Annotated in this window: 7 protein-coding genes; all 7 read right to left on the bottom strand. The window is 49.2% G+C overall.

From position 1 onward, the window contains the following. Nucleotides 1–19: 19 nt before the first annotated feature. Nucleotides 20–709, bottom strand: a complete 690-nt coding sequence (locus B1728_RS23760) for a rhamnogalacturonan acetylesterase (protein WP_079912913.1) — start codon at nucleotides 707–709, stop codon at nucleotides 20–22. A 3-nt stretch (nucleotides 710–712) separates the two neighbouring features. Further along, nucleotides 713–1,414, bottom strand: a complete 702-nt coding sequence (locus tag B1728_RS23755; protein WP_079912912.1) for a DUF1961 family protein — start codon at nucleotides 1,412–1,414, stop codon at nucleotides 713–715. Between the two features lie 213 nt (nucleotides 1,415–1,627). Next, on the bottom strand, nucleotides 1,628–3,184 hold the full coding sequence (locus B1728_RS23750; protein ID WP_079912911.1) for an extracellular solute-binding protein: 1,557 nt from the start codon (nucleotides 3,182–3,184) through the stop codon (nucleotides 1,628–1,630). A 155-nt stretch (nucleotides 3,185–3,339) separates the two neighbouring features. After that, the gene (locus tag B1728_RS23745; protein ID WP_079912910.1) at nucleotides 3,340–4,224 is read right to left on the bottom strand and encodes a carbohydrate ABC transporter permease; all 885 of its coding nucleotides are present in this window, start codon (nucleotides 4,222–4,224) and stop codon (nucleotides 3,340–3,342) included. Between the two features lie 18 nt (nucleotides 4,225–4,242). Then, complete coding sequence (locus tag B1728_RS23740) at nucleotides 4,243–5,148, bottom strand: ABC transporter permease (RefSeq protein WP_225947919.1); 906 nt, start codon at nucleotides 5,146–5,148, stop codon at nucleotides 4,243–4,245. Between the two features lie 301 nt (nucleotides 5,149–5,449). After that, nucleotides 5,450–7,777, bottom strand: a complete 2,328-nt coding sequence (locus tag B1728_RS23735) for a helix-turn-helix domain-containing protein (RefSeq protein WP_079913122.1) — start codon at nucleotides 7,775–7,777, stop codon at nucleotides 5,450–5,452. 676 nt (nucleotides 7,778–8,453) lie between these two features. Further along, a complete protein-coding gene (locus tag B1728_RS23730; RefSeq protein WP_079912908.1) occupies nucleotides 8,454–11,789 on the bottom strand; it encodes a glycosyl hydrolase in 3,336 nt (1,111 codons plus the stop codon). Between the last annotated feature and the right edge of the window lie 309 nt (nucleotides 11,790–12,098).

Here is a 12,098-nt window from a genome sequence, read left to right as displayed (position 1 = left end):
TCTATCATGTTCTTGGTTCTTAAGTGCGTTCTTCGGCTGCCTTTACCAGCCGTACCCATTCCGGGCATACCTCGAGCAGCCGGGATACGGCGATTTTAGCGACCTCTCTGGCCCCGCGCTCGTTAAAATGGGTATTGTCCCGTGCTCCATCCGGATAGTTCGGGTGCTTGCCAGGCTCAAGCCATACGAATAGGTCTTTGGAAGCCTCAGGTCCTAGAGAACGGTAAAGCTCCTCCGTTCCCGCTTCCATGTCCACCAATAGCACCTTCTGCTCCGATGCCAGCTTTTTCATGGCCTTCGGATAATCGCCATGTGTCGGCACCAGAACGCCTTCATCGTTGAAGTTTCTGCGGGCGACCGAGGTGAACAGAATCGGTGTCGCTCCCTTTTTACGGGCTGCCGCTATATATTGGAGCAAATGATCCAAATACGTGGTGAACGGCTCTGTGTGCCGTTCAGCATCCGCCTTCTGATCGTTGTGCCCGAACTGAATGAACAAATAATCGCCAGGCTGAATGGTGTCGGCAATCGGCTGAAGCCGGCCCTCATCCATGAAGCTTTTGGAGCTTCTACCGCATGACGCTTCATTGCGTACCTCTACATCCTGAATCAATAGTTCGCCGAGCATTTGTCCCCAGCCGGCCATTGGCGATTGGTCAGCCGGATAGCTGGCCGATGTAGAATCTCCGGCAATATAGATACGAGTCATTGGCTACCCTCTCTCTAATGCATGGACTTGTAAATTCGCGTATTCCCCAATCATTGGGGCCAACTGACGAAAGCCGATTTTTCCGCCTTCCAGCCGCTTTCCGAAGGTGACTCCATCATCCCTCCATTGGAATACAACCATGTCATTGATCATGAATACGATTTCATCTTTCCATTTAAGAACCTTGATCCTGTATGGCCCGGAAGCGTCTTGGACGGAAGGAATCGGATCCCCCCCTTGAGCCACCAAATGCAAGCCGCGGCTCTTGCGCAGGTTGCACGTATGGAAGCTGCGCTCATCGGCTTCCTTGCGTCTGAAATAAGATACATGGTAGGCATGGATATCGCTGTTATGATATTGCGGATAAATACCGGTGCGCGGCGCAAGGCTTGAGTCGAACAAATCTTCCCCGTTCGCTCCGGTTGCCGAGAAGAAGGTCATGCAAAGACCGGGCTCCCGGATCGGCCAAAAATCCCAGCTGACGGCAATGGAATCCGGAAAATCAACCGGACACCAGAATACAAAATTCGCCTGTTGTCCAAGCTGCGGATCCAGCATATTCTCCATCCGCATCCGCTTCTGCGGAAAGGTAATGGCCGCTTGTCCTTCCATAATAAAGTGCTGAACATCTTCTTCACTGGTTAAAGGATTGTGATAGATGAGCTCGCCTAGCCGATATGGTAATGCTTCACTAATCGCAGTCATGTCTCTCCTCCTTAATTTAGTCTTACTGTAGCTTACATTGAATTTGACAACCATTGGATATTTTTGTGATACAGGTGGAGACCGTTTAGACTTTGTTGCAGTGCTTTACACTTCCTTGCACACGTTGTCTATAGGGCAAGAAAACGGGCTGTGCCACAGGGCACAGCCAAAGGGATTGGGGAAACCTTAGGTTTTCTTTGAGCTATACTCCGCTTATTTTTTCTTCGAAGCTTGGTACAGATCGTTGATTTCTTTTACATAGTCTTCGCCGCCGCTCTTTTTCCAAAGCTCTACAGCTGCCTTGAAGCCTGCTTCGTCAATTTGGCCTACGATGAACTTGGTTCTGGCATCATTGATGATGTTATCCAGTTGAGGCCCTTTTTGTGCGTATACGTTGGAAACAAGAGGCTCGGCCGGGTTAGGCACGACGATGGCTTCGTTAGCTTTTTGCACTTCGTTGGATTTTTTGCGGACCGGTGTTTGAACAACTTCCAGATATCTGTTCTCAGGAATGCCCATGAACATTTGGTTCAAGCCGCTGACCTCCTGATCTATCAAGGCCGTATCCTTAACAGGCTCAATGCCGCCTTCCACCTTCTTATAGTGCTTGCCTTCGATGCCGTTGAAGCCGAGATTTTGTGCTTCTGTTTCATTCAGCTTATCCAGGAATGCCAATACTTGACGCAGATCCTTCTCGGTTTTTACCGCCGATTTGGAGATAACCACCATTCCGGCATAACCGGATGTAGGCAGAGCGCGGTTTCCTTTAGGACCCGCTACCGATCCCAGAATATCCATGAAGTATTTGTTCTTGTCATCCTTGCCTGCTTGCTGCAGAGCGGCGTGAATTTTATCATCGATCCGTGCCGCATTGTCGGTTACGTCAACCATAACGCCTGCTTGTCCATTGACGATCGGATCCGTCCATTTATTGGAATCCATAACCGCAAAGTCCGCGTTGATCAGCTTTTCATCGTACAGCTTTTTGAAGAATTTGAGAGCATCCATGTACTCCGGCGTATAGTGTGCAGGAATGAGCTTGCCGCTGGAGTCCTCACCCCATTTGTTAGGAACACCGAACCAGGTTTGCATAATATCAAAAGGACCTGTGTATTTGGAGATAACCATACCGTACGTATCGTTCTTGCCGTTCTTGTCCGGATCCTTGGTTGTAAAGGCTTTCAGCATGTTGTAAAAGTCGTCAATGGTCTTAGGCTCTTGCATTCCAAGATTATCCAGCCACTCCTTGCGGTACACGATACCGTTTCTTCCGAGCGGTCTGGCGCGGTAAACACCGTATATTTTGCCGTCAACGGAGATGTTGTTATTAACGATCGGGTTGGCCTTGCTCAGGTTCGGATAGTCCTTCAAATAAGGGCCTACTTCCCAGAAAGCACCGGAGCGTGCAGCATTGATAAAGCTGGCTGTTTTATCCTTGATGACCATTACGGTAGGCAATTTACCGGATGCAAGAGTGATGTTCATTTTATCCGCATAAGAGGAATCCGGCACCCATTCCAAATGTATTTTGCTATTGGTAAATTTCTCCAATTCAGCGACTACCGGGCTTCCGTCCTTAGGGAACGTAGGCTTGAACGCAGGTAGCATAATGCTCAGCTCAAGCGGCGCGGACGATGAGGAGCCTCCCGAGTCCTTCCCTGCTGCCGGAGCCTTATCTCCACCGGCACCACAGCCAACCGCAGTAACAGCGATCGTAGAGATCATAACCCCGCTTACTAGACGTTTCATTGATTTCTTTCTGGATTTCATGAATCATTGCCTCCCTTTTTATCTTCATAGAGTATAACAAGTTTTACAAAAAAATTGGCTTAAAATTTATAATAGTTCGCATTACCGTTCCTTATCCCCCCTTTGCAGCAATGCGAAGAACTAGTTCTGAAAATGGTGATGATCGTAAGCATTGTTTAGCCTTTAATCGATCCTATCAATACCCCTTTGGCGAAGTGCTTTTGCAGGAACGGATACACAAGCAGGATCGGAATCGTACCGACAACGATAACAGCCATTTTGATCGTTTGCTCTGGCGGCTGAACGAAGGTTGGATCCAGCTGACTCATATCTCCGATGTTGCCTTGGGAGAGCATAACGAGCTGTCTCAGCATGACCTGAAGCGGCCATTTATCCGGGTCGTTGATATACAAGAGCGCGGTAAAGAAGTTGTTCCAATGACCTACCGCGTAGAAAAGGCCGAAGGTGGCAAGCACCGGCTTGGACAATGGAAGCACGATACGCCATAGAACGCCGAGCTCGGTACAGCCGTCGATTCTCGCTGCTTCCTCAAGTCCTGGAGGCATCTCCTGGAAAAAGTTTTTCACGACAATCAGGTTGAATGCGCTGATGGCTCCCGGCAGCATTAATGCCCAGTAGGAATCAAGCAATCCAAGGTTTTTCACAACCAAGTAGGTCGGAATCATCCCGCCGGAGAACAGCATGGAGAACAGCACCAGGTTCAATATGGTATTGCGCCCCATCAAGTCTTTCCTGGCCAAAGCGTAGGCCATCGTCACGGTAAAAATAAGGTTTACCGCGGTTCCCATCACCGTAACATAGATCGAAACCAGAATGCTTCGGAACAAGGTATCGGAAGAGAAAATGAATTGGTATCCGGAAAGCGAGAACGTCTTGGGAATAAGGAAGAACGCTCTTCCGGTCAGCTCTGCCTCCGTAGCGAAGGAGCCTGCAATGACATAAAGGAAAGGCAATATCGTCAAGATCCCGAGGATCCCGAGAACCGTATAGTTAAGCCCGTCGAACACATTATCCAGTAAGCTTCTGTGATGTCTCCCCATCGTATCGAACCTCCATTATTAATAAATCCCTGATTGACCGAATCGCTTGGCCAGATAGTTGCTGGTGAATACGAGGATGACACCGACAATCGACTTGAACAAACCGACCGCCGTACTATAGCTGAATGCTCCCTGCGTAATCCCCATCATATAGACATACGTATCGAATACGTCGGCAACGTCCCTGTTCAGTGCGTTCGTCATCAGATAGATTTGCTCGAAACCGTTTTCCAGAACATCACCGACTTTAAGAATCAACAAAATTATGATGGTGCTGCGAATCGAAGGCAGCGTAATGTGCCACATTTGGCGCCAGCGGTTAGCTCCGTCTACGATGGCCGCTTCATACTGTTCCGTATCGACTCCGGCTAATGCTGCAAGGAAAATAATCGTTCCCCAGCCGCATTCCTTCCACATGGTTTGCAATATGATAAGCGGACGGAACCAGTCCGGGCTGGACAGAAAATCAATCTTATGACCAGTAGCCTGCTCCAGCATACTGTTAACGATGCCGCCTTCCGTCGTCAGAAAGACATAGGAGATACTGGCCACGATAACCATGGAGATAAAATGCGGTACATAAATGAGCGTTTGAATGGTCCGTTTGTAAAATTCTTTGCGAACCTCATTTAGCATCAGCGCAATAATAATAGGCGCCGGGAAGAAAAATACCAGATTATATAAAGAAAGCAGGAGCGTATTTCTCAACAGACGGCCAAAATCCGGATTCTGAAAGAAGTCGCGGAAATGATCGAGACCGACCCATTCGCTGTTCATAAAGCCTGTGAAAGGCTGATAGTTTTTGAATGCGAGCATTACGCCCCACATCGGAACGTATTTAAAGATGAGGAAGTACAAAATACCCGGCAATAGAAGAAGATACATCCATTTATCCCGTTTCAGCCGTTTTAAAAATAGGTCCATGGTACTTTGTTTTTTTCGTACCTTCACTGGGAGGCTGTCAGTCGTTGTTGTGTGCCCCATAGTTTCACTCCTTATTGAATTCAAATTCACAGTGTTTCTCCGACAAGTTTCGACCTTTAACGATTCTTTGAGACTCGTTTCGTCATTCGGTTAAGTCATAGTCACATTGTGTTGGATGGGGCATTTGTTTGCAATTAGACATTCTTGATTTGCCCGGGTTTTGCCGGTTGGACATCTTTTGCAAACCTACTCTTTTCTTGTTAACAACGAAAAAACCCGCTCCACGAGCGGGTTTTCCGGTTTATGCTTGGCGGCTCATTTCCCGATATTGACTCGGGGTGACCCCTTCATATTTTTTGAAAATACGGTTGAAATAGCTATGCTGATACCCGACTTTTTCCGATATCTCGTTAATCTTCAGCTCCGAATTGCGCAGCATCTCCTTGGCCTTCTCCATACGAAGATCCGTCAAATAGTCAATGAAGTTTTTGCCTGACACCTGCTTGAACGTCCGGCTCATCACGAAGGCATTCGTACCACAGTGCTCCGCGCAGCTATCGAGTGAAATATCGTTCATGTAGTTCGCCTGGATATACAGCATCGCCTGCTCAATCATTTTCTTAAGCTGGAAATCCGCCCGGTTCTCCATCGCCTCGATGAACGGGGCAATGACCTTATTCATGAACCAGGCTTCGATTTGCTCCGGCTCCCTCAGCGCGGAGAGCTGCTCGAACAAGTTGGCGGATTTGAACAGCTGGTTCGGATTCAGACCCGATTGCATGATAGCATGCTCGAGGGAACCAAGCAGATTCATCATCCCCTGCTGCACATCCATCTCCTTAACTCCGTCTGCGGCTACCGCATTCATGAAGGCATGAACATGCTGCCTCGCCTCGTCCGCTTGCCCCATCCGCATCGCCTGGATAATCTCTCTCTCCAAGGAAAAAGGATACTGGAACGGCTGATGCTCCTCCAGCTTGCTGAGCGCCTCCAGGTCAATGATCTGATTCTCCTTGCTGAAATTGCGGTAGCTTAAAGCAAGCTTCGCCTCCTCGAATAAGAACGGAATTTCTCTCAGCTGCTCCGTAGCTTTCCCCAAGGTAATGGTAACCTGCATCTTAAGAATTTGATTGATGGTCTTCATTAATGTTTCGCTCAGCTGGTACAGCTCGTTCTTGAATGGCTGCCCTTCCGGAATATTCAGCAATAGACCGACAGTCAGGTTATGAAAATTTATGACATGGCAATGCTCGAACCGTTCATTGGCCAGCTCTTCAATCATATTGGCCGCGGCAAAGGTGATAAGCCCTTCATCTCCATGGGAAAACCGGCCGCCCGTATCCAGCTCCGTCATTCCTACCAGCTGCAGATACAGCACGATATATTGGCGGTGTTCGGTATTCCAGCCGTAATGATTCATCCGGTCCCTGAGATCGCTCTCCGAATACGCCGACAAATAACCTTGAATCAGCTGCAGCACGAAGCCCTCCTTCATCTGCGGCATCTGCTTCTCCAGCTTCGTCTGCAGCTCCAGACTTTCCCGGTTCAGGTGCTGCCAATGCTTCTCTATCAGCTCAAATTCGTTCCCCTGCGCTTGATTCCCGTTGCCCAGCAAGCCTACCAGCTGATTTAACGGGGAATATATTTTACGGGATGCGAGCCACGATAATACGGCGGCAAGGAGCAGTCCAGCACAGCTGATAAGAACGATCACCTGCGACAGGAACACGATCGGCTTCTTAATCGCACTGGTCGGCGCTATGGACACATAGATCCACTTTTCCCCGATTCTTTCCAGTACCCCGGCAGAAACCGAATACGTATTTTTATCCCATTTGAACAGGAACGAGGTCTGATCCGCGTTACGGCTTAAAACTTCCTTTTTGACCCCCTCAATTAGAGAAGAGGCATGGCTGTTCCCCTCGGTTGAGATAAGTACATTGCCATCCTCCTGCATCATAAACGCTTCCCCTTCATCATAAGGAGCAACCGTTTTCAAGAGCGAGACGACATTATCGCGGTCCAGGCGTGCCACCATAAGTCCGAAGGGCTCTGATGTGCCTCCGGGAATTTTGTGGACTAGGGCCAGATCATATCCGGTCTGGTATTTGTTCAGTGTAGGCAAGGTTGTCCAATATACATTCGGCCCCTTCCCGCTGGCCTGCTTGAACTGCTTCCACTCATCCGTATTCGGATCGCTGACACTAATCTCAGGGTTAAAATGGACCGGCAGCAGCCCGTCTATATACAAATCCAGCCGTTTGGCGAGAGGCATGGCCCCTTGCATCAATACTAAGGTCTTGGATATATCTCTCGATAATGAAAATTGACGATAAAAATCGGTATCCTTCAGCGAGTAATCGAATTTGGTATCTAAAGCGCCATGAGACATGGATAGCTCCATATTCTCGAACTGCCCGTCAATATTTTCCGCTCTCTTGATAATTTGATTTTTGTGCAGCTGAAGCAGCTCATTCTCTATCCGTCCTCCGACAAACCAGTAAATCAACGCTCCGGTTATTAACCCGGGAATACTGGCAATGATCAGAATCAAGACGAGCATCTTCCGATAATGTGTTCCTTTTCCTCCATAAAAGCTGGAGCCCCAGTGACTCAAGCGCTTCTTCATTGTAACGAGCAATCCAATTCACCACCAAGAGGTATTAATGTTAGTCACTTTTCGAAAGGAAGTACTCCCGATATTAAACATTATATTACTACCATACCTTTATTTGTTTTTGTTTTCAACCGTTTTATTTTGAAATTTTATAATATAATTGGTTATTTATTTGGAATTTCTCGGAAAACTATGAAGCCGAAGACAACCTCATAAAACCGGGTCGACCGGCTTGAATTCGCTTGCCCTTTAGGCTGCTCCTTCCGGGCTCCGTTTGCCGGATGGATTGGAATGCGACACAGAGGCTGCATCTCCAAATAAAATGGACCGTGACCTGTCTCACCATCGGGGACAAGATACGGTCCAACGCCATTCCTTAATCTAAAATAAGGATTTGTTCCCTTAATCTCACTCTCATGATGTGGATTTTATTATAACCCGGTAATCATATCAGCACAATGTAGTATCCTGCCATTTTTAATATCCCTGAAAGCTTCCATACCATTGAGGCTGCAAAACGGGGACTGGAATTTGGAGCTTGGGAAATTTCCAGGGCAGTCGCGAAAATAAAAAAAACCTGCAACTACATGCAGGTTGGTGATGCGGAAGTTTCCATATCTGATCGTTGGCTCGTCAAATTGAAGATATGGGGCTGGGGTATCTATTTTCCCCTCTTATTATCTATTGGCTATGAGTTAACAGGCAGTAACGTATGACTCGGATAATCAAAATATTTGCCTTCGAGCAGGCCTATTAAGGAATTGGTGACCTTAACCTCGACCCGGTTGGCGCCTTTGCGCAGCAGCTTCGACGGGCCTGTCCACCGATAAGGCGACCAAGGGCGGACTCCGACGGATTGACCGTTGACGATTACTTCTACACTATCATGCAGGTTCGAATCCCAGCCTACAAAGCTTAGCTCGAACGAATCCGCTTCGGGCAGGCTTGGCAGATCAATCATTCTGGCAAAGGTAAAGTTCCCTGCATAGTACGGATAGCCCCGGTAAGGCCCGGCAGACAATGGCATAGACAGATGCGATTTCGCACTCAGCACAGGCCGATGCTGCCCATCGAAATGGACGAGAAACGATCCGTTCAGGTAGAGGGCATCGACAACCCCATCCCAATCATGGGCAATCCGGACATCCACCGACAGCTCATTAACTCCCTCAGCCAAAAAGGCCGTTACATCATAGGCAACGTTGGAATGGTCATACAGGAAATATGGTTCCATCCTTTCAGGCTGAATCACATGCCCGTTAATTCGGATAACCCCTTGCCCCGATATCGCACCGCGGTCCATGACAAGCCGGACGCTTTCCAGCGGCTCTTCAACGACGAATTGCGATGTATAACTAACGCGAAGCGGATAAGCCATGCTTAGCTTCATCGGCGTTCCGAACAGCTGCCGCATCGACACCGGGAGCGGAAGCTGATCCGTAAGGTCCGCGCATTGATCGATAAAGGTTTTGACCGGTACGGTTACCCCACCGGAGGCTCCGTCGGATTGCGTCTTCACGCCAGGGCTGCTTTCCCCCGAATGCAGGATCATCTGGAAGGTATCGAAGCGAACCGAGTTAGGCTGCTCCGCCCGCATCTCCCACGAAGCCGTTGCACCGATCTGCCATACCCATGGCTGTGCTTGGCTCTCACGGCTTCCCTCCGCTTCGGACATCCGGGCTTGTTCAACCAGAGTAACCCTCAGCAAGCGGGATTCAAATGGAGCCAGTGCAATAGGCAGCTGCCAAGCCGCTTCCGAACGGTTCCCTTGCAAGCAGCTCACGCTTCCATGGTCCAGCGAAAGCTCCTCGAAGTGAACACCTACCGATCCCGAAGCCGGGCTATCGGCCAAGCTCCAATAGCTATCTGCTATACTCAGCGTAACCTCACGGACGGCTTGCTCTTGGTTGCTGATGAACACTAAAGCCGTGCGATCATCCAAATGTCTGGTTTGCAGCAACAGACCTAATTCACCGCAGCCAGGCAGCAGCCGGACGGTTTGAGGCTGAAGCTTTTCCAAAAGCTTGTCCAATTTATGAAGAATGACGGAAGCTTCCGCCCCGGCCTGGAAAGGCAAATAGTAGGCGTTCCCGGCTCCTGATGACCATGGATGATCTCCGGCAACAGACGTTTCCTCATTCCCGGTCCAGAAGCGGCCTTTCTCCGATTGCGTTAAGCCGAAAGCGGCCAGAAGCTCTTCTTCATTCCACTGTTTCGGCTCGATAGCCTCGTAAGGCAGCTGCCCAAGACTGATGACCTTGCCGCCTTGGCGAAGAAAATCTTGAATTTTCTTCCAGGCGGCACTTTCGAGATTTGTCATAGGAGGCAGGATCAGCAGCGTATACCGGGCTCTTCCTATCGAAAGAATTCCCTCCTGAATATTGGCCTCCTCCAAAAGCTCCGCGTCCAGATGATCGAAATCTCTGCCGCTAAGCGTCAATTGGTTGCATATCCGAACCCACCACTGCTTCAAGCTGTTTAGCCTTTCCTTCTCCTGCGTCTCACGGCCGCCATAGCCGAACCCGTGAAACGGGTTCCCCATATGCGTCCACAGGGAGGTTGTCGGCTGCAGCACGGCTATCGAGATATCCGCGTCCCCGCAGCTCATCGCATAGCTGATTCTTCCCGTATAATCCCCCAGCTGACGAAAATGCTCCCAATACGGATTTTGCAAAAATTGGGATGGAGGGGCATCATGCTTGGTCAGGCCGTCCAGCGTATAAAAGAAGGCATGGAAATTAAAAAAGTTCGTGCCCATCGCAGCCATACGGTCTATCATCCATCTTGCATCCTGCAGCGTCATAGACCAGCCTACGCTGTGGAAGCATTCGATCAGGTTGCGCTCCCGGCCGAGCTGACGCGCAAGCGAGCTGACCATCTTGGGATTGCTTCGCATATTGTCCGCATACTGGTTCAAAATCCATTCTAATGACCGGCCCAGCTTCTCGTGCGCCGAATCGCCTCCCGGCACATGACTGTATAGTTGGGTCGTCATACGTACCGAAGGCACCTCGGCAACATATTGAAGTCCGTGCCGTTCGCACCAATCATGCACTTGCTTGTGATAGGACTCTCTTAGGAGCAAATGAACCGTTTGATAGTAGTCATACCGTATCCGGGCCGCATCCTCCGCATCCGAATACAGCAGCGCGTGCAGATGCTCCCGCAGATCGTAGCCGTTCCGCTGCAGAAATTCGTCCGCTAACCGCGGAGACCACGGGATACTTCCTAAGAGACCGATCTCGTCGGTAAACATTCCTTTTATCGTCTTGCCGAAATAGTCCCCGAGATGCTGTGCGTACTTATCGTGCGTCAGCCTAATAAACGCGGCCATAGCTTCCCGGTTGCAGGGATCGACGAAGGTTCCGTAATATTTGAAGTCTTCAATTTCCTGTTCCTGAACGATGATGACTTCCCATGCTTCTTCCAGGTTCGGGCCCGATGGAGCGGTCCAATCCATCTTTTGCACCGTACGGTATGTAAAGAACCGCTTCTGATTATAGGCAGTCAAGCCCGCCTTCTGAAATATCGGGTCAGCTTGATAGTTGCCGATGCTTGAACGGACATCGATGGCCTGATCCCAATTCAGCTTGCCTGATGCCGATACGGGTACCGCCTTGGCGAACAAAATTTTGGCCCAAGGCAGCTCGAGCGTCACATGCTGGCCGGCGGGGACACGTTCCGATTGATGTGCCAGCGTATAGTGCTTCGCGTCAGGATGCTCCAATATGACTTCTCCCCCGGCTATTCCGCTCGGATAGGGGTATTCGTCATATAACCAGACCTCCATCCCGTTCTTGTCGGCCTCTTCTACGGCAACGCGAACCTTGCCGAACCAGGCATCGGATAAGTAAGGGATTTGCAAACCTTGCCTTGCGCATATAAAAAAACCGCCGACGCCTTTATCCGCCATTTCACGGATTTGATGACGGATTTCCTCGTCTAACATATCACCGTTCCAGAACCAAAAAGGTTGAATGCGGAACGCTGACGGCGGTTGCTCAAATCGTTTCAGATCCAACATGAGAATCCCTCCAGTCTCGTAATCCCTTTTCCATAGATAACCTTATAGGATAAGGTTCTAGAACACAATTACACATTTTTGCTTATTCTATGAAAAATACTTGCACTATTTTGTAGTCATGAGACTTCCTTGCCAAAAATGCTGCGGCCAATCCTTGTCACTTCGTAAACCGCATTGCTTTCTATCAGCGGACTGGAGAAGGTATGGGGCTTCTTAGCTGAGGCGAGTTTTTTTCATTAGATGTGTAACCTTTTCCAGCTATCATCCGTCTTAATAGACAGAAAGAAAAAAATAATAGCTTCTGTAGTA

The sequence above is a fragment of the Paenibacillus sp. 32352 genome (genome assembly GCF_002042965.1).
GTDB lineage: Bacteria > Bacillota > Bacilli > Paenibacillales > NBRC-103111 > Paenibacillus_S > Paenibacillus_S vulneris.
The sequence above is the reverse complement of the archived record's forward strand: the minus strand, read 5'-3'. Positions and strand labels throughout refer to the sequence as shown.

Bases quoted from the DNA above. Each gene is read 5' to 3' on its own strand.
- B1728_RS23735 (WP_079913122.1), bottom strand. From the start codon at position 7,777: ATGAAGAAGCGCTTGAGTCACTGGGGCTCCAGCTTTTATGGAGGAAAA.
- B1728_RS23760 (WP_079912913.1), bottom strand. From the start codon at position 709: ATGACTCGTATCTATATTGCCGGAGATTCTACATCGGCCAGCTATCCG.
- B1728_RS23745 (WP_079912910.1), bottom strand. From the start codon at position 4,224: ATGGGGAGACATCACAGAAGCTTACTGGATAATGTGTTCGACGGGCTT.
- B1728_RS23730 (WP_079912908.1), bottom strand. From the start codon at position 11,789: ATGTTGGATCTGAAACGATTTGAGCAACCGCCGTCAGCGTTCCGCATT.
- B1728_RS23750 (WP_079912911.1), bottom strand. From the start codon at position 3,184: ATGAAATCCAGAAAGAAATCAATGAAACGTCTAGTAAGCGGGGTTATG.
- B1728_RS23740 (WP_225947919.1), bottom strand. From the start codon at position 5,148: ATGGACCTATTTTTAAAACGGCTGAAACGGGATAAATGGATGTATCTT.
- B1728_RS23755 (WP_079912912.1), bottom strand. From the start codon at position 1,414: ATGACTGCGATTAGTGAAGCATTACCATATCGGCTAGGCGAGCTCATC.